General features: G+C 68.5%; 20 protein-coding genes. 11 read left to right on the forward strand and 9 right to left on the reverse strand.

The annotated features are described in order from the left end of the window. The first annotated feature begins 175 nt into the window (after positions 1-175). The 5 genes from ACH4D3_RS27025 to ACH4D3_RS27045 all read left to right on the forward strand — a co-directional run bounded on the left by ACH4D3_RS27025 (position 176) and on the right by ACH4D3_RS27045 (position 3,658). Entirely contained in the window at positions 176-1,081 is a 906-nt protein-coding gene (locus ACH4D3_RS27025; protein WP_398326863.1) for a LysR family transcriptional regulator, read from the forward strand. Positions 1,082-1,151: 70 nt separating this feature from the next. Beyond that, positions 1,152-1,634, forward strand: coding sequence for an NUDIX domain-containing protein (locus tag ACH4D3_RS27030; protein ID WP_398326866.1), 483 nt, complete (start codon positions 1,152-1,154; stop codon positions 1,632-1,634). 78 nt (positions 1,635-1,712) lie between these two features. After that, the gene (locus tag ACH4D3_RS27035) at positions 1,713-2,579 is read left to right on the forward strand and encodes a GNAT family N-acetyltransferase (RefSeq protein WP_398326869.1); all 867 of its coding nucleotides are present in this window, start codon (positions 1,713-1,715) and stop codon (positions 2,577-2,579) included. 117 nt (positions 2,580-2,696) lie between these two features. Then, positions 2,697-3,161: a MarR family winged helix-turn-helix transcriptional regulator gene (locus tag ACH4D3_RS27040; RefSeq protein ID WP_398326872.1), complete on the forward strand. Its 465-nt coding sequence runs from the start codon at positions 2,697-2,699 to the stop codon at positions 3,159-3,161. Between the two features lie 44 nt (positions 3,162-3,205). Beyond that, entirely contained in the window at positions 3,206-3,658 is a 453-nt protein-coding gene (locus ACH4D3_RS27045) for a GNAT family N-acetyltransferase (RefSeq protein ID WP_398326875.1), read from the forward strand. Between the two features lie 82 nt (positions 3,659-3,740). Here the strand turns inward: ACH4D3_RS27045 and ACH4D3_RS27050 are convergent, their stop codons facing one another. The 3 genes from ACH4D3_RS27050 to dnaB form a co-directional block, all read right to left on the reverse strand. Continuing rightward, a complete protein-coding gene (locus ACH4D3_RS27050; RefSeq protein WP_398326878.1) occupies positions 3,741-5,126 on the reverse strand; it encodes a serine hydrolase domain-containing protein in 1,386 nt (461 codons plus the stop codon). A gap of 126 nt (positions 5,127-5,252) precedes the next feature. Then, the gene (locus tag ACH4D3_RS27055) at positions 5,253-5,705 is read right to left on the reverse strand and encodes a nuclear transport factor 2 family protein (protein WP_398326881.1); all 453 of its coding nucleotides are present in this window, start codon (positions 5,703-5,705) and stop codon (positions 5,253-5,255) included. Positions 5,706-5,847: 142 nt separating this feature from the next. Continuing rightward, on the reverse strand, positions 5,848-7,323 hold the full coding sequence (dnaB, locus tag ACH4D3_RS27060) for a replicative DNA helicase (protein WP_385358579.1): 1,476 nt from the start codon (positions 7,321-7,323) through the stop codon (positions 5,848-5,850). Between the two features lie 459 nt (positions 7,324-7,782). Between dnaB and ACH4D3_RS27065 the strand changes: the two genes are divergently transcribed. Continuing rightward, positions 7,783-9,120: an MATE family efflux transporter gene (locus tag ACH4D3_RS27065; protein WP_398326885.1), complete on the forward strand. Its 1,338-nt coding sequence runs from the start codon at positions 7,783-7,785 to the stop codon at positions 9,118-9,120. A gap of 100 nt (positions 9,121-9,220) precedes the next feature. Here the strand turns inward: ACH4D3_RS27065 and rplI are convergent, their stop codons facing one another. From rplI to rpsF, 4 genes are all read right to left on the reverse strand, one after another. Further along, positions 9,221-9,667 (reverse strand): 50S ribosomal protein L9, encoded by a 447-nt coding sequence (gene rplI / locus ACH4D3_RS27070; protein WP_388526493.1) that lies wholly within the window; start codon positions 9,665-9,667, stop codon positions 9,221-9,223. Positions 9,668-9,685: 18 nt separating this feature from the next. Continuing rightward, positions 9,686-9,922: a 30S ribosomal protein S18 gene (gene rpsR, locus ACH4D3_RS27075; protein ID WP_003949403.1), complete on the reverse strand. Its 237-nt coding sequence runs from the start codon at positions 9,920-9,922 to the stop codon at positions 9,686-9,688. Between the two features lie 46 nt (positions 9,923-9,968). Next, positions 9,969-10,565 (reverse strand): single-stranded DNA-binding protein, encoded by a 597-nt coding sequence (locus ACH4D3_RS27080; RefSeq protein WP_109029143.1) that lies wholly within the window; start codon positions 10,563-10,565, stop codon positions 9,969-9,971. An 80-nt stretch (positions 10,566-10,645) separates the two neighbouring features. Then, complete coding sequence (gene rpsF, locus ACH4D3_RS27085) at positions 10,646-10,936, reverse strand: 30S ribosomal protein S6 (RefSeq protein WP_003975025.1); 291 nt, start codon at positions 10,934-10,936, stop codon at positions 10,646-10,648. Between the two features lie 275 nt (positions 10,937-11,211). On the opposite strand from rpsF, the gene ACH4D3_RS27090 reads away from it, so the two are divergent. From ACH4D3_RS27090 to ACH4D3_RS27100, 3 genes are all read left to right on the forward strand, one after another. After that, on the forward strand, positions 11,212-11,517 hold the full coding sequence (locus ACH4D3_RS27090; RefSeq protein ID WP_385358583.1) for a hypothetical protein: 306 nt from the start codon (positions 11,212-11,214) through the stop codon (positions 11,515-11,517). 151 nt (positions 11,518-11,668) lie between these two features. After that, positions 11,669-12,790 (forward strand): peptidoglycan bridge formation glycyltransferase FemX, encoded by a 1,122-nt coding sequence (gene femX / locus ACH4D3_RS27095; protein WP_003975027.1) that lies wholly within the window; start codon positions 11,669-11,671, stop codon positions 12,788-12,790. Between the two features lie 61 nt (positions 12,791-12,851). Beyond that, positions 12,852-13,883, forward strand: a complete 1,032-nt coding sequence (locus tag ACH4D3_RS27100; RefSeq protein ID WP_003975028.1) for an alanine racemase — start codon at positions 12,852-12,854, stop codon at positions 13,881-13,883. 75 nt (positions 13,884-13,958) lie between these two features. On the opposite strand, the gene ACH4D3_RS27105 is transcribed toward ACH4D3_RS27100, so the two are convergent. Then, complete coding sequence (locus ACH4D3_RS27105; protein WP_398327073.1) at positions 13,959-15,467, reverse strand: glycosyltransferase family 87 protein; 1,509 nt, start codon at positions 15,465-15,467, stop codon at positions 13,959-13,961. A 120-nt stretch (positions 15,468-15,587) separates the two neighbouring features. After that, a complete protein-coding gene (locus ACH4D3_RS27110; RefSeq protein ID WP_398326890.1) occupies positions 15,588-17,975 on the reverse strand; it encodes a transglycosylase domain-containing protein in 2,388 nt (795 codons plus the stop codon). Positions 17,976-18,639: 664 nt separating this feature from the next. Between ACH4D3_RS27110 and ACH4D3_RS27115 the strand changes: the two genes are divergently transcribed. Beyond that, on the forward strand, positions 18,640-19,317 hold the full coding sequence (locus ACH4D3_RS27115) for a helix-turn-helix transcriptional regulator (protein ID WP_385358589.1): 678 nt from the start codon (positions 18,640-18,642) through the stop codon (positions 19,315-19,317). A gap of 44 nt (positions 19,318-19,361) precedes the next feature. Then, a complete protein-coding gene (locus ACH4D3_RS27120; RefSeq protein WP_398326893.1) occupies positions 19,362-20,444 on the forward strand; it encodes an inositol-3-phosphate synthase in 1,083 nt (360 codons plus the stop codon). The last annotated feature ends 61 nt before the right edge of the window (positions 20,445-20,505 follow it).

A 20,505-nucleotide genomic window follows, 5' to 3' on the forward strand; every position in this document is an offset into this window, starting at 1 on the left:
GCCTCCCCCCTCGTGGCTCGGACCGTCCTCCGGTTCCGCGCGCGAAGAACCGCGCGCACAAGGCTAGTTGACTCAGTGTCAGCGTCCAATCACCCTAGCGACACAGACCTATCGACTTATTTATAGTTGGGCGCGGGCGGGGGCTGGAGAAGAACAGAAGAGGGGCGGATTTTCCGTGGATCTGGCCTTGCTCCGCACCTTCGTCACCGTGCACCGGGCCGGTTCCTTCACCCGCGCGGCTGCTCTGCTCGGCCTCTCGCAGCCCGCCGTCACCTCGCAGATCCGCACGCTGGAGCGTCAGCTCGGCCGCCCGCTGTTCCTTCGACAGGCCCGCGGCGTGACCCCGACGACCATCGGCGACGAACTCGCCCACAAGGCCGCACCGCATCTAGACGCCCTGGTGGAGATCGCCGAGACCGGGCTGGAGGACGACTCCTCCCTGCGGACCCTGCACCTGGCCGGACCGCCCGAGTTCACCGCCGAACGGGCGCTGCCCGCGCTCGGCGAGCTCACCGGTGAGGACGGCCACGCCTTCGCCCTGCGCGCCTCGTTCGGGAACGCCGAGGAGACCCTGGAGGGCCTGGCGGCCGGGCATCACGATCTGGCCATCGGCACGGCTCGTCCACGCGGGGCGCTGCTCACCGCGACTCCGCTCTGCGACGAAGAGCACATCCTGGTCGCCACGCCGCACTGGGCAGAGCGCGCGGGCGTCGAAAAGGTCCGCGACACCGATGCTTCCGCCCTGAAGCACGTCCCCGTGGTCGAAGTGCACGAGTCACTGCCCTTCGTCGCCCGTTACTGGGCCTCCGTCTTCGACGCCCGTCCGGCCTCCCCGGCCACGGTCGTCGCCCCCGACCTGCGTGCCGTTCTCGCCTGTGCGGTCGCGGGCGCGGGGCTCGCCGTCCTGCCCCGCTATCTGTGCGCGGAGGCGCTGGAGCGCGGTGACGTCGTCGCCCTGCACGATCCGCCGGTGCCGCCGCTGCGGACGTATTTCCTGGTGGTACGCACCGGCACGTTGGCGATGCCGCACATCGCCCGCGCCCACGAGTGGTTGCTGCGCGCGGCCGCCGACTGGAACTGAGCCGCCGGACTCACGAACCGGTCGCGTCTCAGGATGTTTCACGTGGAACCAGCCGGGCCACATTTCTCCCATGACCGTCCGACCCGTGGTCAAGCGCACCGCTCGCGCCGTCCTGCTGGACGGCGACCACCTGATCCTGATCAAGCGGACCAAGCCCGGCGTCGACCCCTACTGGGTCACTCCCGGCGGCGGGGTCGAGCCGGACGACACCAGCGTCGTGGACGCCCTGCACCGTGAGGTGTACGAGGAACTCGGCGCCAAGATCAGCGACGTGGTGCCCTGCTTCGTCGACACCGTCGAGCACATCGGTGAGGACGGTGGCGCGACCGGCGTGAAGGTGCAGCACTTCTTCGTCTGCCACCTGGAATCCATGGATCCGTCCCTGCGGCACGGCCCCGAGGTCGATGAGCCGGCCGGTGAGTACGAGATCGTCAGGGTGCCGTTCACCCGGGTCGGGATCGCCTCCGTCCACCTCGTACCGCTGTCCCTGCGGCACTACTTGGACGGCAACATCGAGGGTGTGCGTGCCCTGCACGCCCCCGACCTCGGCTGAACCGACTTGGCCGAAAGCTCGCAGGTTCCACCGGAAAGAGGTGGACGGGAGAGGCCGGCGTCGGACAGCCTGACCTGCGTGCCGACACCTTTCCTCGCCTCTGCTCCGATCCGCCGTCTGACGCTCCGCGATCTCACCGCCTGCGCCGACCTGTCCGAGGACCGGGGGTGGCCGCGTGAGGAGCACAAGTGGGGGTTCCTCCTCACCGCCGGAAAGGGGTACGGCATCGACGACCCCGGCGGCGGTCTCGTCGCCGCCTGCACCGTCACCGAGTACGGACCGCAGGAACGTCCCTCGCTCGCCGCCATCGGCATGGTGCTGGTCGCCGAGCGGCACGCGCGCCAGGGCGTCGGACGGCGTCTGATGCGTCACATCGTCTCCGAGCTGGGCGCCCTTCCGCTGACCCTGCACGCGACGCCGTACGGGCGGCCGCTCTACGAGGAGCTCGGTTTCAAGGTGACGGGCGGGGCGGAGATGGTGCGTGGCCGTTTCGTCCCGGGCGGGGCGGAACCGAAGACCGTCACCCGCACGGCCACCGCCGAGGACCTCGCCGCGGTCCTCCGGCTCGACGAGGAGGTCTTCGGTGCGGACCGCACCCCGATCGTCACGCGGCTGCCCGCCTTCGCCGACCAGTTGCGTGTCGCCGAGGAGGACGGCCGGATCATCGGGTACGCCGCGGCCTGGCCGAACATGGACACCCACGTGGTGGGCCCACTGATCGCCCGTGACACCGAGACGGCCAAGGCCCTGATCGGCTCTCTCGCCGCCCGCACCGACCGACCGCTGCGCACGGACATCGACGTACGGCACGAGGAGCTGCTGGCGTGGGTGAAGGAGCGCGGCCTCTCCAGCATCGCCCCCAACGCGGTCATGACCTACGGAATCACCGAGCTGCCCGGCGACTGGACCCGGCGCTTCGCGCCGCTGACGGTGGCGGCGGGCTGACTGCGGCGGGACGCCCGTGGTTCGCCTCTAGTAATTGCACGCGCGGGCAATATGTAAGCGCCGACAATCGCGTGACTGGTCTACCCTGGTCTCAGCCGCCCTGGACGGAGGATCCACATGACAGCGACGGACCCCGCGCTCACCGCCCTCTCCCAGGGCTGGTGCACCCTCTCCCTGCTGCACGGGAGGATCGAGGCACACATCGAGCGCGCTCTGCAGACCGGGCACGACCTGAGCGTCCGCGAGTACTCCCTGCTCGACGTGCTCAGCCGCCAGCACGACGGCGACGGGGGGCATCTGCAGATGAAGCAGGTCGCCGACGCCGTCGTCCTCAGTCAGAGCGCGACCACCCGGCTGGTCACCCGGCTCGAGGACCGTGGCCTGCTCGAGCGCTACCTGTGCCCCACCGACCGGCGCGGCATCTACACCAACGTCACCACGGCGGGCCTGCAGCTGCTCGACGAGGCGCGGCCCACCAATGACGCCGCCCTGCGCGAGGCCCTCGACGAGGCGGCGGCGAACCCCGATCTGGCCCCGCTGGTCCGGGCCGTGGAGACCCTGAAGGCACCGGTACCCGCCTAGGGACGTCCGGACAACCAGTGCCGGCCCGGTTCTAGAGTGCAGGCATGGGAGATCTCGAAATACGCCCCACCACCGCCGAGGACATCCCGGCGGTCGTCGCGATGCTCGCTGACGACCCGCTGGGCTCACGGCGCGAATTCCCGGACGACCTGGGCCCGTACCTGGCCGCCTTCGAACGCCTCAGGGTTGATCCGAACCAGCATCTGGTGGTGGCCGTCCGTGACGGTCGTGTCGTCGGCACGCTCCAGCTGACGATCGTCCCCGGACTGTCCCGGCGCGGCGCCACCCGTTCGATCGTCGAAGGGGTACGCATCCACCGTGACGAACGCGGCAGCGGACTGGGCACACAGCTGATCGAGTGGGCCATCGACGAGTCCCGGCGGCAGAGCTGCCACCTGGTGCAGCTCACCTCCGACAAGACCCGTACAGACGCCCACCGCTTCTACGGGCGACTCGGCTTCGAGGCCTCGCACACGGGCTTCAAACTCCAGCTCTGAGTGCACGGGCTCCCGTCAGACGCTCTCGATGGTGCGCGGCCCTGTTTCACGTGAAACAGGGCCGCTTCTGCACGGACGGCTGCTAGCCGATCCCCCGCCACCCCTCCGGGTCCACTCCACCCGGCACCGAGGCGCCCTCGTCGTAAGGCTGACGCGTGAAGACGAACGACCCGAGATCCAGATGGCTGACGGTGCCGTCCGGACGCCTCACCGCACGCAGCGACTCCCCCGCGTAATACCCCTCCAGTCCCGTCCAGCTGCCGTCACCATTCGCCCGGAACCGTGAGCGGCGCCCCTGGCCGGACAGCGGCCCCAGCGAGACCCCTCCGTCGGGCGTCAGCCGCAGCGCGAAGGCGTGCGTCCCCCAGTACCACTGCCCCGCCAACTCCAGCACGGAGGAGTCGACCTCACGCAGTGGACGCCACGGCTCGGGAATCCGGGGCTCCGCCTCGGCGACAATGCGCACGAGGTCGGCTCCGACCCCGGCGAGCAGGGGCCCCGAGGTGCAGTTGGTCAGAACCACCGCGGCCACGTCGTCCTCCACGCCGATGGTGAGGTTGGCCAGGAAGCCCGGCAGGGATCCGGAATGCCCGACGAGCAGCCGCCCGTCCCGATGCTGGATCTGCAGCCCCAGTCCGTAGGCAGCGCCGTCCACCACATCCGCGGCCTCGGCCGGGGCGGCGGGCGCCCGCATCTCCCGCACGGTCTCCGCTCCGAGCACCTGGTCGTCCCCCAGGGTCAGGAAGACGGCGAACCGCGCCAGGTCCCCGGTGGTGGACCAGAGCTGTCCGGCCGGGGCCATCCGCCCGAGGTCCTCGACAGGCTCGGCAAGCATCACATCGGCCCATGGATGCACCGCCCAGCCACCGGCATGCGGGGCGCTGGGCCGGGTGCCCGTACGCCGCAGCCCCAGCGGGTCCAGCACCTCCCGCTGCAGCACCACTTCCCACGGAGCGCCGCGCAGCTTCTCGACCAGCGCCCCGAGAAGCGTGTAGCCGGGGTTGGAGTAGTGGTGCCGACGGCCCACCGGGTGCAGCAGCGGCTGTTTGCCCAGCACATCGGCGAGTTCGGGGCGCAGCGAGCCCGGTGTCCGCTCCCACCAGGGCGCCGGTGACTCGGCGGCCAGCCCGCCCGAGTGTGCGAGCAGTTCGGCGATCGTCGCCTCCCCCGCCCCGGTGCCCGGCAGGTGCTTCTCCAGCGAATCCCCGAGGTCGAGCACGCCCTCGTCGCGCAGCCGCAGGACGAGGACGGCGGTGAACGTCTTGGTGATCGAGCCGATCCGGTACTGCACGTTCTCGTCCGGGCCGTGCCCGTCGATCGAGGTCCGCGCACCGTGCCACACGGCCCGCCCGCCCCGGACCACCGCGGTGACGAGCGACGGCGTACGCCCTTCCGCCTGGGCCACGGCGACCCGGTGCGTCAGCGCCCGCCGGGTGGTGGGGAGCAGCTCTCCTTGAGGTGTCGTCATGTGCCCAGTCCACCTGCCGGGACACCGCACGTCGAGCCGATTTCCCCGTGGCTCCGTCCGCTGCGGGAAGAACGGCGCCCCAATCGGGCCGTGCAGTTCCGGCCGCTGGGGTGCCAGGTCGGCGGGTCACGCGTCCTCAGCCGGCCGGGGCGGCGAGCCGGCCAGCGGCGAGGTGTCTTCGTACCGGATCTCGTAGACGCGCTCGGCGAACTTCCAGCCCTCGCCGGTGCGCTGGTAACGGTCATGGTAGATGGCGTAGTTCAGCCCCCCGCGGCCGTCGCGGCCACGCCCGATCTCTGACATGTACGCACGGCCGGACGCGGTGTCGCCGTCAAGCTGGATCACGCCCGGGTGCGTGTTCTGCACGAGGAAGTCCACAACGTCCGGCACCCGCCTCCCCCAGCCGCGGATCGCCTCCTGGCCTTCGAGCTCAACGGGGATATTGGGCATCCGCAGCGCGCCGTCCGGTGTGAACAGCAAAGCGAGACGGTCGTAGTCGCGCATCATCGCCGCGTCGGTGAACTCACCGCGGATCGCCTCGATCTCGACGCGATCCGAGATGGCCTGAAAGTCACTCATCGCTTTCCTCCTCATGGCCTCGAGCTCGGTGCACTAACGACACCGTCCCGCCATGGGTACGACGACACGGCTCTCCGGAATGTGACACGGCCCCGCTCAGAGCGAGCGTGCCGCGGAATCCGAGACCCTGCACAGGCCGCCGTCAGGTCTGTGCCATGTCCACGAAACGCGAGTAGTGGCCCTGGAAGGCGACCGTGATCGTCGCCGTCGGACCGTTACGGTGCTTGGCCACGATCAGGTCTGCCTCGCCCGCGCGAGGTGACTCCTTCTCATAGGCGTCCTCGCGGTGCAGCAGGATGACCATGTCGGCGTCCTGCTCGATCGAACCGGACTCACGCAGGTCGGAGACCATGGGCTTCTTGTCGGTGCGCTGCTCTGGACCACGGTTCAGCTGGGAGAGCGCGATGACCGGGATCTCCAGCTCCTTCGCCAGCAGCTTGAGGTTTCGGGACATGTCCGAGACCTCCTGCTGCCGGCTCTCGGCGCGCTTCGAACCGCCGGACTGCATCAGCTGGAGGTAGTCGATGATGACCAGCTTGAGGTCGTTGCGCTGTTTGAGGCGACGGCACTTGGCGCGGATCTCCATCATCGACAGGTTGGGGGAGTCGTCGATGTAGAGCGGGGCGGCCGAAACGTCGGGCATCCGGCGCGCCAGCCGGGTCCAGTCGTCGTCCGTCATCGTGCCCGACCGCATGTGGTGCAGCGCGACGCGGGCCTCGGCGGACAGCAGTCGCATGGCGATCTCGTTGCGCCCCATTTCGAGGGAGAAGATGACGCTCGGCAGGTTGTTCTTGATCGAGGCGGCCCGCGCGAAGTCCAGCGCCAGGGTCGACTTGCCCATCGCGGGACGTGCGGCGATGACGATCATCTGCCCGGGGTGAAGGCCGTTGGTCAGCGAATCGAAGTCCGTGAAGCCCGTCGGCACACCGGTCATCTCGCCGCTGCGTGATCCGATGGCCTCGATCTCGTCCAGCGCGCCTTCCATGATGTCGCCGAGCGGCAGGTAGTCCTCGCTGGTGCGCTGCTCGGTGACGGCGTAGATCTCGGCCTGGGCGCGGTTGACGATCTCGTCGACGTCGTCGTCGGCCGCGTATCCCATCTGTGTGATCCGGGTGCCGGCCTCGACCAGGCGGCGCAGCACCGCCCGCTCGTGCACGATCTCCGCGTAGTACGCGGCATTCGCGGCCGTCGGCACGGTCTGGACGAGGGTGTGCAGGTACGAGGCGCCGCCGACCTTGTTGATCTCCCCGCGCTTGGTGAGTTCCGCGGCGATCGTGATGGGGTCGGCCGGCTCGCCCTTTGCGTAGACGTCGAGGATGGCCTGGTAGACCGTCTCGTGGGCCGGCTTGTAGAAGTCGTGGCCCTTGAGGATCTCCACGACGTCGGCGATGGCGTCCTTGGACAGGAGCATCCCGCCGAGGACGGACTGCTCGGCGTCCAGGTCCTGCGGCGGTACCCGCTCGAAGGAGGCGCCGCCACCGTCCCATCCGCTGTCCGGGCCGCGCTCGTGCTGCTCGTCCCGGCCGCGGCCGCCCTCGCTGCGACGGCGGGAAGCAGGCAGACGATCACTGGGTCCGCTGTCGGCCCACGGGTCGTCCAAGGGCTCGGAAATGCTCACCGAGCCACCTCCTCCCGTCCGCCGAGCGGACCTCGCCGTGCCTCTCATTTCTACGGCACGGCACTGACAAATAGGACGCCCAACTCCGGTTCTGGCGCGTCGGTTTTGTGAGGGTTCACCGGCCGACGGACGGAGCGGGCGCCGGATAACCGTAGGCCTGCGGGCACCGTCAGCCAATCTGGTTATCCACAGGCCATGTGGACGACCGGCCAGATGCTGTGGAGAACTCCGCGAAACCTGTGCACGACCCGGTGGACAGCCCTGTGAACAAGCCCGCACCGCGACCCGAGAACCCTCTTTGAACTGCGCCTTTACCGTCCACCGCCTGTGCAGAAGAAAAACTTTCCCAGTCGGACCAAGATCACTTCGAACGGTACCCAGAAGTACACGGTTCGAGACCGGACGTAAGGGTCGCCAAAGCTTTGCATCTCTTACCTGTGGACGATTAGATTGGTGCTCATGACACAGGCCCCCGCGCGCACCCGGACCGTCCGGCGCCGGCACGACCGAGAGATCGTCGCGCTGGCCGTTCCGGCCTTCGGCGCGCTCGTCGCCGAGCCCCTCTTCGTCATGGCCGACAGCGCCATCGTCGGCCATCTCGGAACCGCTCAGCTCGCCGGACTCGGCATCGCCTCGGCCCTGCTCACCACGGCCGTCAGCGTCTTCGTCTTCCTCGCCTACGCCACCACCGCGGCCGTCTCGCGCCGCGTCGGCGCGGGTGACCTGCAGGCAGCGATCCGTCAGGGCATGGACGGCATCTGGTTGGCACTGCTGCTCGGCGCCGCCGTCATCGCGGTCTTTCTGCCCGCGGCCCCCTCCCTCGTGGAGCTTTTCGGCGCATCCGACACCGCGGCCCCCTACGCCACCACCTATCTGCGGATTTCCTCCCTCGGCATCCCCGCCATGCTCGTCGTGCTGGCTTCGACCGGTGTCCTGAGGGGACTGCAGAACACCCGAACCCCGCTCTATGTGGCCGTGGCCGGCTTCATCGCCAACGCCGTCCTCAACGTCCTGCTCGTCTACGGCGCCGGACTCGGCATCGCGGGCTCCGCCTGGGGCACCGTCATCGCCCAGTGCGGCATGGCCGCGGTCTACCTGTGGGTGGTCGTCCGGGGAGCCCGACGACACGGTGCCTCCCTGCGCCCGGACCTGGCCGGCATCCGGGCTTCCGCTCAGGCCGGGATGCCGCTGCTCGTGCGCACGCTCTCCCTGCGGGCGATCCTCATGATCGCGACGGCCGTGGCTGCCCGCCTCGGCGACGCCGACATCGCCGCACATCAGATCGTCCTGTCCCTGTGGAGCCTGCTCGCGTTCGCCCTCGACGCCATCGCCATCGCGGGGCAGGCCATCATCGGGCGCTATCTGGGCGCGGACGACGCCCAGGGCGCGCGCGAAGCGTGTCGCAGGATGGTGGAGTGGGGCGTCGCGGTCGGGGTCGTACTGGGTCTGCTCGTGGTGCTGTCCCGCCCGGTGTTCCTGCCCCTGTTCACCGGCGACTCCATGGTCAAGGACGCCGCGCTGCCCGCACTGGTGATCGTGGCCGTCGCACAACCCCTCTGCGGTGTGGTCTACGTCCTGGACGGGGTCCTCATGGGTGCGGGCGACGGTCCCTACCTTGCCTGGGCCATGCTGCTCACTCTGGCGGTCTTCACGCCCGCGGCGCTTCTCGTCCCGACCCTCGGCGGTGGGCTCACCGCCCTGTGGGCGGCCATGACGCTGATGATGGCGATGCGTCTGGTGACGCTGTGGCTGCGTACCCGATCGGGGCGCTGGATCGTCACCGGGGCGACGCGCTGACCGTTTCACGTGAAACACGGCTTCGAGCACGGTCACGAAGAGGGGCCGCATCCCCCGACGGGAGATGCGGCCCCTCTCATCGCTTCAGCGAGAGCAGTGCTCAGGCAGCGACGACCTCGACGCTGACCTTGGCGTCAACCTCGGGGTGCAGACGCACGGACGTCTCGTGGGCGCCCAGGGTCTTGATCGGCGCACCCAGCTCGATGCGGCGCTTGTCGACCTCGGGGCCACCGGCGGCCTTGATCGCCGAAGCGACGTCGGCCGGGGTGACGGAGCCGAAGAGACGACCGGCGTCGCCGGAGCGGACGGCCAGACGGACCTTCACACCCTCGAGCTGGGCCTTCACCTGGTTGGCCTGCTCGATGGTCTGGATCTCGTGGATCTTGCGAGCACGACGGATCTGCTCGACGTCCTTCTCGCCACCCTTGGTCCAGCGGATCGCGAACTTCCGCGGGATCAGGTAGTTGCGAGCGTAACCGTCCTTGACGTCGACGACGTCGCCCGCGGCACCGAGGCCGGTGACCTCGTGGGTGAGGATGATCTTCATGTTTCGGTCACCCTTCCCTTATCGCGCGGTGGAGGTGTAGGGCAGCAGCGCCATCTCACGGCTGTTCTTCACGGCTGTGGCGACGTCACGCTGGTGCTGGGTGCAGTTGCCGGTCACGCGGCGGGCACGGATCTTGCCGCGGTCGGAAATGAACTTCCGCAGCATGTTCGTGTCCTTGTAGTCCACGTACGTGACCTTGTCCTTGCAGAATGCGCAGACCTTCTTCTTCGGCTTGCGCACAGGCGGCTTAGCCATGATGTTTCTCCTGTGTGATCAAGAAGTGTGGGTAGAGCCCGTCCCCTTAGAAGGGGGGCTCGTCCGAGTAGCCGCCACCGCCGCCGGAGCCGCCGCCCCAGCCGCCGCCACCCTGGCCGCCACCGCCCTGCTGACCACCGGCGGGAGCACCGCCGGTCGCCCAGGGGTCGTCGGCCGGCGCGCCGCCGCCCTGCTGGCCGCCACCGGGGCCGCCGCCCCAGCCGCCGCCACCCTGGCCGCCACCGCCGCCGTAACCGCCCTGGCCGCCGCGGCCCTGGCCCGAGGTCTTGGTGACCTTGGCCGTGGCGCTGCGCAGGCTGGCGCCGACCTCGTCGACGTCCAGCTCGTAGACCGTGCGCTTGACGCCCTCACGGTCCTCGTAGGACCGCTGCTTCAGCCGGCCCTGCACGATGACGCGCATGCCTCGCTGGAGCGACTCGGCGACGTTCTCCGCCGCCTGACGCCAGACCGAGCAGGTCAGGAAGAGGCTCTCGCCGTCCTTCCACTCGTTCGTCTGGCGGTCGAAGGTGCGGGGAGTCGACGCGACGCGGAACTTCGCGACGGCCGCACCGGACGGGGTGAAGCGCAGCTCGGGGTCGTCGACAAGATTGCCGACGACCGTGATGACGGTCTCGCCTGCCATGGGGAACCTCTCGGCGGGTTTGCTGCTCTGGCTGCTTGGTTGCTGCTACTCGAATCCCGGGATCAGCTGAGCGGGAAGGCTCAGTGCATCTCGGGACGGAGGACCTTGGTCCGGAGGACCGACTCGTTCAGGTTCATCTGGCGGTCGAGCTCCTTGACGACCGCAGGCTCGGCCTGCAGGTCGATGACCGAGTAGATGCCCTCGGGCTTCTTCTTGATCTCGTACGAGAGACGACGACGGCCCCAGGTGTCGACCTTCTCGACCTTTCCGCCGCCGTCACGGACGACAGAGAGGAAGTTCTCGATCAGCGGGGAGACAGAGCGCTCCTCGAGATCGGGGTCGAGGATGACCATCACCTCGTAGTGACGCATGTGGAACCCACCTCCTTTGGACTCAGCGGCCACGGTCGTTCCGTGGCAGGAGGGTTGCGATGCGTTCGCACCGGCATCAACGAGTAAACCAGGACCCACTGACAATCGGGCCTCCTCCGAGGAGGTGGCCCGGCCGGGGCCGGCAACAGACACCGGTGCGGAAGGTACAGCGTACCCGGCCGTCGCCTTGCGGTTGAAATCCGGCCCCGCGGGGACACAATCGGTAGTCAGGGATGTGAGGGCTAAAACACACTGCCTTCGGCAGGAGGTTCTCCATGGCACAGATCATGCGACCCGCCAGGCCCCGGACCGGCCTGCTGGCCACCGACGGCAAGCGACACCCCCTCCAGGACTCACTGCTGGCCGTGACCCTGGTCCTCGGGGTGCTCGCCCTGGCCACCGCGAGCTTCCGGGGACTGCACGTCCTGACCTCCTGGGCAGGGCTGCTCGGTGTCCTGACCGGCGGGTACGGCCAGTACGTGTCCGAGACGACACGGGAGCGCTTCGGCCTGGTACTCGGACTCGGCGCCTCCGCACTCGGGCTGTTCTTCGGCATCTACCACGGCGGGCTCATCGGCTGATGCCCGTCGGCTGATGCCTTGCGGCGGCCGCCCGCCGCACAAGCCCTTCCAGCCGTACGCCGGACGGGGCGCTCACAGGGCGCAGTAGGCTTCGCGCGAGAGCCGGAGCCCCTGTACCCATGGGGACACACCAGCCCGAGGAGCGCCCCGAATGAGCCTGACCCTGAGGACCATCAGTCGCGAGCAGCATCTGGCCTACATCCAGAGCCTGCCGGCGGCGAGTCACATGCAGGTCCCGGCATGGGCGGACGTCAAGGCGGAATGGCGCTCGGAGAACCTCGGCTGGTTCGACGACCGGACCGGTGAGCTGGTCGGTGTGGGTCTCGTCCTGTACCGGCAGCTGCCCAAGATCAAGCGCTACCTCGCGTACCTCCCCGAGGGCCCGGTCATCAACTGGTTCGCGCCGAATCTCCAGGACTGGATGGAGCCGATGCTGGCGCACCTCAAGCAGCAGGGCGCCTTCTCCGTGAAGATGGGCCCGCCGGTGATCATCCGGCGCTGGGACGCGACGTCGATCAAGAAGGGCATCCAGGACCCGGACGTCAAGCGACTGCGGGACATAGAGGCGGACCACATCGAGCCGCGCGCGTTCGAAGTGGCCGACAAGCTGCGCCGCATGGGCTGGCAGCAGGGCGAGGACGGCGGCGCCGGCTTCGGTGACGTGCAGCCCCGTTACGTCTTCCAGGTGCCGCTGGCCAACCGCTCCCTGGAAGAGGTCCACAAGAACTTCAACCAGCTGTGGCGCCGCAACATCAAGAAGGCCGAGAAGGCCGGTGTCGAGGTCGTCCAGGGCGGCTACCACGACCTGGAGGAGTGGCAGCGCCTGTACGAGATCACGGCCGTGCGCGACCACTTCCGGCCGCGCCCGCTGTCGTACTTCCAGCGCATGTGGGCGGCCCTCAACAACGAGGACCCGAACCGCATGCGGCTGTACTTCGCCCGGCACAACGGGGTCAACCTGTCGGCGGCGACCATGCTGGTCGTCGGCGGACACGTCTGGTACTCCTACGGCGCCTCCGACAACATCGGCCGCGAGGTCCGGCCGTCGAACGCCATGCAGTGGGCCATGCTCCGCGACTCCTACGCGCTCGGCGCCACCGTCTACGACCTGCGGGGCATCTCCGACTCGCTGGACGAGAGCGACCACCTTTTCGGCCTGATCCAGTTCAAGGTGGGTACGGGCGGTCAGGCGGCCGAGTACCTCGGCGAGTGGGACTTCCCGCTGAACAAGCTGCTCCACAAGGCGCTCGACATCTACATGTCGCGCCGCTGACCGCACCGCCCATCCCCGATCCGCACCTCTGACAGCCACGAGAAAGGTTCCAGGTCCGGCCATGGCGCTCACGCTCTACGTCGACACCGCGCGCTGGCGGGCGCACCACAAGCACGTGCAGGAGCAGTTCCCCGGACTGGTCCCGGTCTGCAAGGGCAACGGCTACGGATTCGGTCACGAGCGGCTGGCGGAGGAGGCCACGCGGCTGGGCTCGGACGTGCTGGCCGTCGGCACCACCTACGAGGCCGCCCGGATCAAGGACTTCTTCGGCGGCGACCTGCTGGTCCTCACGCCGTACCGACGCGGTGAGGAGCCTGTTCCGCTGCCCGACCGGGTCGTGCGCTCGGTGTCGTCCATCGACGGGGTGTACGGCCTGGTGGGCGCGCGCGTGGTGATCGAGGTGATGTCCTCGATGAAGCGGCACGGCATCAGCGAGCAGGACCTGCCGCAGTTGCACGCCGCCATAGAGAACGTCCGGCTGGAGGGCTTCGCCATCCACCTGCCTCTGGACCGTACCGACGGCTCGGACGCCGTCGAGGAGGTCATCGGCTGGATGGACCGGCTGCGCGCGGCCCGGCTGCCGCTGCACACCATGTTCGTCAGCCATCTCAAGGCCGACGAACTGGCCCGGCTCCAGCAGCAGTTCCCGCAGACCCGCTTCCGCGCCCGGATCGGCACCCGGCTGTGGCTGGGGGACCACGAGGCCACCGAGTACCGGGGGGCGGTCCTGGACGTCACGCGCGTCGCCAAGGGCGAGCGTTTCGGCTACCGGCAGCAGAAGGCCGCCTCGGACGGCTTCCTGGTGGTCGTGGCGGGCGGTACGTCGCACGGGGTGGGGCTGGAGGCTCCGAAGGCGCTGCACGGCGTCATGCCGCGTGCCAAGGGGGTCGCCCGGGCCGGTCTCGCCACGGTCAACCGGAATCTCTCGCCGTTCGTGTGGAGCGGCAAGCAGCGTTGGTTCGCGGAGCCGCCGCACATGCAGGTGTCGATCCTGTTCGTTCCCTCGGACGCGTCGGAGCCCCAGGTGGGTGACGAACTGGTGGCCCACCTTCGGCACACCACCACGCAGTTCGACCGCATCCTCGATCGCTAGCGAGCAGGTTCCGCCGGTGAGAGGGCCGTGCACGACGTCTTCGTGAACCTCGTGCACGGCCCTTCACACGTTCGCTCAGCTCGAACCGTTCGGCTGCCGGCCCTTGCCCCAGTGCACCTGGGGACCCTCGAAGTGGGCCGTGGGCCGCTCGGCCCGAGCCGCGGGGCCCAGGACGAAGACGTCCTCCGCGCCGTCCAGCACACCGCCCGACGGGTCGTCGTCACCCGTCCGCCGGACCGGGTCCCGGTCCGGCATCAGGATGTCGCGTACGACCATGGCGCAGAGGAACAGCGTTCCCAGCAGGTGCAGGCCGATGGCCCAGTGGTAGCCGTCGGTGGGCAGTCCCTTGTGGGCGTCGCCGCTGGTCGTGTACGCGAGGTACATCCAGATACCGAGGAAGTAGGCGACCTCGCACGCCTGCCAGATCAGGAAGTCCCGCCACTTCGGCCGGGCCAGCGCGGCCAGCGGTACCAGCCAGAGCACGTACTGCGGTGAGTAGACCTTGTTGGTGAGGATGAACGCCGCGACGATCAGGAAGGCGAGCTGGGCGAACCGCGGGCGCCGGGGGGCGGTCAGCGTGAGCGCCGCGACGGCACCGCAGCACAGCAGCATCAGAAGCGTGGCGAGGGTGTTGACGGTCTCGGTGCTCGGCGGGTTGTCGGAGTTCTGGACGAGGATCAGCCAGAAGGACCCGAAGTCCACGCCCCGTTCCTGGCTGAACGTGTAGAACTTCGACCAGCCGTCGAAGGCGTAGAGCATCACCGGCAGGTTCACCACCAGCCAGGCGACGGCCGCACCCCCCAGCGCCGTTGCGAACGCCCGCCATTTGCCCGCACGCCAGCACAGGACGAGCAGGGGCCCGAGGATGAGGAAGGGGTAGAGCTTGGCGGCCGTGGCCAGGCCCAGCAGCACGCCGAAGGCCAGCGGACGCTCCCGGGACCACATGAGGACGGCGGCGGCCGTCAGGGCGACGGCCAGCAGGTCCCAGTTGACGGTGGCGGTCAGCGCGAAGGCGGGGGCCAGGGCGACCAGCAGACCGTCCCAGGGGCGTCGGGTGTGCGTACGGGTCACACAGACGGCGATCACGGCCGCACAGACCATGAGCATCCCGGCATTGACCATCCAGTACCACTGTTCCTGGTGCTGGATGCTGCCGCTGCCCGGCGTGAGCCAGGACGCGACCTCCATGAACAGGCCGGTCAGTACGGGGTACTCCAGGTACTCCATGTCGCCGGGGAGCTTGTCGAAGTACGGCACGAGCCCGTCGACGAAACCGCGGCCCTGGTAGAGATGCGGGATGTCCGAGTAGCACGCGTGCGTGTACTGGGAACTGGCTCCGAAGAACCAGGCCCCGTTGTAGCAGGGTGCCTTCTGGACCAGTCCTAGGGCGAACATGCCGATCGCCACGAGCGCGATCACCCGGACGGGGGTCCACCAGGACGTACCGAGCAGGGCACGTCGTCCCAGCGGGCCGCCGATCAGCTCGCTGCCGGCTGCGGCGACCGTGTCCTCCCTGGTCGGCCGCACCGGGTCCGGCTCGTGCACGCTCGCTGGCGTCGATTCTGCACTGGGCATGGGGCACATCCTGCCGTACGGGACTGAGAACACGACGGGGCCGCCGCACCCTCGCGGATGCGGCGGCCCCTGTTTCACGTGGAACTTGCGGGTGTTTCACGTGAAACACCCCTACTCGGGACGCTTCGGCTAGCCGTTCGTACCCCAGATGGTGTTTCCACGAGTGTTTCCGCTGCTGTCGCCCTCTCCCTCTGTCTCGGTGGCCGAGGGAGAAGGCGACTCACTCTCCTCCGAGCCGCCCGGCCCGGTCCCTCCGTTGCCATTGCCCCCGTTGTTCCCGTTGTTGCAGTTGATGTCCCAGAATTCGCACGACTCGGTCGGCGCGGGAGGTGAGGGACTGGTCGGCGTCTCGCTGGGCGACGGATTCGGCGACGGGCTGACTTCCTCGGTCTCGGAAGCGGACGGAGAGGGGGAGGGAGTCGGAGTCGGCGACGGGGCGTCGTTGATGACCTCGCCGATGGGCTCCGGCTTCGGGAACTTCTCCGCCTTCATGCCCTTGACCGCGTCCGACATGTAGTCCTGCCAGATCGTGGACGGGAAGGACGCACCGTGGATCTTCTTCTCGCCACCGGTTCCGTACATCTCCAGGAACGTGCGGTTCTTGATGGTCTCGTCGTCCGGGTAGCGGTACATGCTGATCGCGGTCGACAGCTGCGGGGTGTAGCCGACGAACCAGGCGGACTTGTTGCCGTCGGTGGTACCGGTCTTACCGGCCACGTCACGTCCCGGCAGCTGGGCGTTGGTGCCCGTTCCCTTCTCGACGACGGTCTTCAGGACGTCCGTCACGTTGTCCGCGACCTTCGCCGTGAACGCCTGCTTCTCCTCGACCTTGTGCGTGTAGAGGGTGCCGTCCTTGCTCGTCACCTTCGTGACGGAGTACGGCTCGCGCTGCTTGCCGCTGTCGGCGAAGGTGGCGTACGCGCCGGCCATGCGGATGGCGCTGGGGTCCGAGACACCGATGGAGAACGACGGGTAGCCGGCGCCGGCCAGGCTGTCCTCCAGGAGGCCCGCGTCCTCGGCGGACTCCTTCACCTTGTCCAGGCCCACGTCCATGCCGAGCTGCACGAAGGCGGAGTTCACCGACTCCCGCATCGCCTCACGAAGGTCGATCTTGTAGTCCGGCGGGTTACCGACGTCGTCCTGACCGTCGTTCTCCTGACGCCACTGCTCGCCCTTCTCGTTCTCCCAGATCGACCCGTCATAGTTATTGATCTTCAGGTCGTTCTTGCCGCTGTAGAGGCTCTTGGGGGAGACGACGGTGCGCTCGTCCTGGGCCTGGACCTCGCCGAGGTCCGGGTCGCGCACGCCCCACTTCATCGCAGCCGCGAGCACGAACGGCTTGAACGTCGAACCGACCTGGGCACCGGTCACGTCGGCGTTGTTGGTGAAGTGCTTGGTCGCGTCCTGGCCACCGTAGATGGCCTTGATGGCCCCGGTCTTGGTGTCGATGGACGCCCCGCCGAACTGGACGTGCGTGTCCTTCTCGGGCCGCTTCTTGGGGTCGATCTTCTCCTTGTAGACCTTCTGGACCGCCTTCTCCATCTCGTCGACCTTCTTCTTGTCGAAGGTCGTGTAGATCGAGTAGCCGCCCTTTTCCAGCTGCTGCTCCGTCACCGCGCCGCTCCTGACCACGGAGGCCTTGGCGAGCCTGACGAGGTAGCCGATCTGGCCGCCCAGCTTCGCGTTCGACTGCGGGTTCTGCGTGGTGGGGAGTTCGGTGTACTTGCCCCGGTCCGCCTGGCTCAGATGCCCGTACTCGACCATCTTGTCGAGGGTGTCCTGCATCTGGGCGTGGGCCCGCTTCTTGTTCGCCTCGGGCGTGGCCGCCGGGTCGATCGCGATCGAGCCCGCCGGGTCGTAGTAGGTGGCGCCCTTGAGCACCGCCGACAGGAACGCGCACTGTCCCGGGTTGAGGTCGACGGCATCGACGTTGAAGTACGCCCGAGCGGCCGCCTGGATGCCGTAGGCACCGCGGCCGTAGTAGGCGGAGTTCAGGTAGCCCTCGAGGATCTTGTCCTTCGGCTCCTCGGCGCCGACCTTGATCGAGACGAAGATCTCCTTGACCTTGCGGGAGATCGTCTGCGACTGGTCGTTCAGCATCGCGTTCTTGACGTACTGCTGGGTGATGGTGGAGCCACCCTGGGTGTCCCCGCCCTTGGCCATGTTGAACACGGCGCGGGCGATGCCCTTGGGGTCGATGCCGCTGTCGGAGTAGAACGTCTTGTTCTCCTGCGAGATCACGGCGTAGCGCATCGCCTTGGGAATCTGCGAGAGATTGACGCTCTGGCGGTTGCGGTCACCGCCCGTGGCCACCATCTGGGTGTTGTCCGCCCAGTAGTAGACGTTGTTCTGCGCGGTGGCGCTCTCGTCGATGACGGGGACGCTCACCATGGCGTACGCGAGGCCGGCGGCGCCGACCAGGCACCCGAAGAACGCGATGCACAGCCCGGAGACGAGTCTCCAGGAGGGCACCCAGCGCTGCCACCCGTCCTTGTTGTGGCGCGGGTAGTCGATCATGCGCTTCTTGCCGGGCGCCGCGGCCCGGCCCCGCCCGGGTCCTGCCGCGCCGTCGGGTGCTCCCCGCCGGCCGCCGCGGCCCGGCTCGGCCGCTCTGCGACGGCCGCCCCCGTTCCGCTGTGCCGCGCGCCGGGCTTCGGCGCGGCTCCCGTACGCACGCTCCTCGTTCTCCGGACCGTACGAGCCGGACGGCGACCCTGTGGCGCCTCGCGGTGCCGCACGGCGGCCGGAGGACGAGCCGGACTGACCGCGTCGGGCCGCGGCACGTCCGCCTCCCTGCGGCTGCGGCGGTTTGCGACGGTGCTCGCTCATCGAACGACTACTCCTCGGGCAGGCGCACCTTTGCGCGCCTGGTAAAGGCGGCTGGTTTCCGGTCCCCCCGAAGTACGGATGCGGCCCCTTCCGCATTCACCCGTACTGCACCGGGGACAGGGACGCCCCCGGACGTCACTCGGTTCCCGGTGGTTTGCATGGCGCACACACTACGCACCGTCAAAACCCCCGCGGCCCGAAGTTCACCTCAAATCAGGCAACTTGCTCGCGATGAAACCCTGATGTGATCCCGTTCACCAGTTCCCCTCTTGTCGCACGCAGAAGCTCGTTCTATCGTGCTGATGTATCGACTCGATACATCAGCGCGGCATAAGGGCGAGAGGAGGCGACGATGAGCCGGAGATCCGGCATCCTCGAGTTCGCCGTACTCGGCCTGCTCCGCGAGTCCCCGATGCACGGCTATGAGCTGCGTAAACGGCTCAACACGTCACTGGGTGTGTTCCGGGCGTTCAGCTACGGGACGCTCTATCCCTGCCTCAAGACGCTGGTCGCCAACGGCTGGTTGATCGAGGAACCGGGGAACGTCGGCGAGGCCGCCGCTTCCCTCACGGGACGCCGCGCCAAGATCGTCTACCGGTTGACGGCCGACGGTAAGGAACATTTCGAGCAGCTCCTCTCCCAGACAGGCCCGGACGCGTACGACGACGAGACCTTCGCCGCTCGCTTCGCGTTCTTCGGGCAGACGTCGCGAGACGTACGCATGCGCGTGCTCGAGGGCCGGCGCAGCCGGCTGGAGGAGCGCCTGGAGAAGATGCGGGCCTCACTGGCCCGCACCCGGGAGCGACTCGACGACTACACGCTTGAGCTGCAGCGCCACGGAATGGAGTCCGTGGAGCGCGAAGTGCGCTGGCTGAACGAGCTCATCGAGAGCGAGCGGGCGGGGCGGGACCTCAGAGGTTCCGCCGCCGAGGGGACCGCTCAACAGGACACGACATCTGGAGCGACGGGCGGCCTGCCCCGGCCGGGGAACGACCCCCGGCCGGATACGCCCGGCGACACCGCCACGTGAGCGCCCAGTCAGGGCCTCACTCGTACACACAGGGAGCAACCGGAATGGGTTCGGTTCGCGTAGCCATCGTCGGTGTGGGCAACTGCGCCGCATCGCTGGTGCAGGGCGTCGAGTACTACAAGGACGCCGACCCGGCGGCCAAGGTCCCCGGCCTGATGCACGTCCAGTTCGGCGACTACCACGTCAGTGACATCGAGTTCGTCGCCGCCTTCGACGTGGACGCCAAGAAGGTCGGCCTGGATCTCGCGGACGCCATCGGCGCCTCCGAGAACAACACCATCAAGATCTGCGACGTGCCCAACAGCGGCGTCCAGGTCCAGCGCGGCCACACCCACGACGGTCTCGGCAAGTACTACCGCCAGACCATCGAGGAGTCCGCCGAGGCGCCCGTCGACGTCGTCCAGATCCTCAAGGACAAGCAGGTCGACGTTCTGGTCTGCTACCTGCCCGTCGGTTCCGAGACCGCGGCGAAGTACTACGCCCAGTGCGCCATCGACGCCAAGGTCGCCTTCGTCAACGCCCTCCCGGTCTTCATCGCCGGCACCAAGGAGTGGGCGGACAAGTTCACCGAGGCGGGCGTCCCGATCGTCGGCGACGACATCAAGTCGCAGGTCGGCGCCACCATCACGCACCGCGTCATGGCGAAGCTGTTCGAGGACCGGGGCGTCGTCCTGGACCGCACGATGCAGCTGAACGTCGGCGGCAACATGGACTTCAAGAACATGCTCGAGCGCGAGCGCCTGGAGTCCAAGAAGATCTCCAAGACGCAGGCCGTCACCTCCCAGATCCCCGACCGCGACCTGGGTGCGGACAACGTCCACATCGGCCCGTCCGACTACGTCGCGTGGCTGGACGACCGCAAGTGGGCCTACGTCCGCCTCGAGGGCCGCGCCTTCGGCGACGTCCCGCTGAACCTGGAGTACAAGCTCGAGGTCTGGGACTCCCCGAACTCGGCCGGTGTCATCATCGACGCCCTGCGCGCCGCGAAGATCGCCAAGGACCGCGGCATCGGCGGCCCGATCCTGTCGGCGTCGAGCTACTTCATGAAGTCCCCGCCGGTCCAGTACTTCGACGACGAGGCCCGCGCCAACGTCGAGAAGTTCATCGCGGGCGAGGTCGAGCGCTGATCAGCCGCTGACCCCGGTCTGCCGAGGGTCCCCGGGTCGCATGACCCGGGGACCCTTCCCG

Origin of the sequence: Streptomyces sp. NPDC018026 (assembly GCF_044327745.1) — a bacterium.
Taxonomy (GTDB): domain Bacteria; phylum Actinomycetota; class Actinomycetes; order Streptomycetales; family Streptomycetaceae; genus Streptomyces; species Streptomyces rubrogriseus.

What these genes read in the sequence shown, in the direction of transcription:
- ACH4D3_RS27045 (WP_398326875.1), top strand. Translation starts at nt 3,206, where the DNA reads ATGGGAGATCTCGAAATACGCCCCACCACCGCCGAGGACATCCCGGCG.
- ACH4D3_RS27030 (WP_398326866.1), top strand. Translation starts at nt 1,152, where the DNA reads ATGACCGTCCGACCCGTGGTCAAGCGCACCGCTCGCGCCGTCCTGCTG.
- ACH4D3_RS27115 (WP_385358589.1), top strand. Translation starts at nt 18,640, where the DNA reads ATGAGCCGGAGATCCGGCATCCTCGAGTTCGCCGTACTCGGCCTGCTC.
- rplI (WP_388526493.1), bottom strand. Translation starts at nt 9,667, where the DNA reads ATGAAGATCATCCTCACCCACGAGGTCACCGGCCTCGGTGCCGCGGGC.
- rpsF (WP_003975025.1), bottom strand. Translation starts at nt 10,936, where the DNA reads ATGCGTCACTACGAGGTGATGGTCATCCTCGACCCCGATCTCGAGGAG.
- ACH4D3_RS27080 (WP_109029143.1), bottom strand. Translation starts at nt 10,565, where the DNA reads ATGGCAGGCGAGACCGTCATCACGGTCGTCGGCAATCTTGTCGACGAC.
- ACH4D3_RS27040 (WP_398326872.1), top strand. Translation starts at nt 2,697, where the DNA reads ATGACAGCGACGGACCCCGCGCTCACCGCCCTCTCCCAGGGCTGGTGC.
- ACH4D3_RS27055 (WP_398326881.1), bottom strand. Translation starts at nt 5,705, where the DNA reads ATGAGTGACTTTCAGGCCATCTCGGATCGCGTCGAGATCGAGGCGATC.
- ACH4D3_RS27110 (WP_398326890.1), bottom strand. Translation starts at nt 17,975, where the DNA reads ATGATCGACTACCCGCGCCACAACAAGGACGGGTGGCAGCGCTGGGTG.
- ACH4D3_RS27065 (WP_398326885.1), top strand. Translation starts at nt 7,783, where the DNA reads ATGACACAGGCCCCCGCGCGCACCCGGACCGTCCGGCGCCGGCACGAC.
- ACH4D3_RS27100 (WP_003975028.1), top strand. Translation starts at nt 12,852, where the DNA reads ATGGCGCTCACGCTCTACGTCGACACCGCGCGCTGGCGGGCGCACCAC.
- ACH4D3_RS27120 (WP_398326893.1), top strand. Translation starts at nt 19,362, where the DNA reads ATGGGTTCGGTTCGCGTAGCCATCGTCGGTGTGGGCAACTGCGCCGCA.
- ACH4D3_RS27050 (WP_398326878.1), bottom strand. Translation starts at nt 5,126, where the DNA reads ATGACGACACCTCAAGGAGAGCTGCTCCCCACCACCCGGCGGGCGCTG.
- ACH4D3_RS27090 (WP_385358583.1), top strand. Translation starts at nt 11,212, where the DNA reads ATGGCACAGATCATGCGACCCGCCAGGCCCCGGACCGGCCTGCTGGCC.
- ACH4D3_RS27105 (WP_398327073.1), bottom strand. Translation starts at nt 15,467, where the DNA reads ATGTGCCCCATGCCCAGTGCAGAATCGACGCCAGCGAGCGTGCACGAG.
- femX (WP_003975027.1), top strand. Translation starts at nt 11,669, where the DNA reads ATGAGCCTGACCCTGAGGACCATCAGTCGCGAGCAGCATCTGGCCTAC.
- rpsR (WP_003949403.1), bottom strand. Translation starts at nt 9,922, where the DNA reads ATGGCTAAGCCGCCTGTGCGCAAGCCGAAGAAGAAGGTCTGCGCATTC.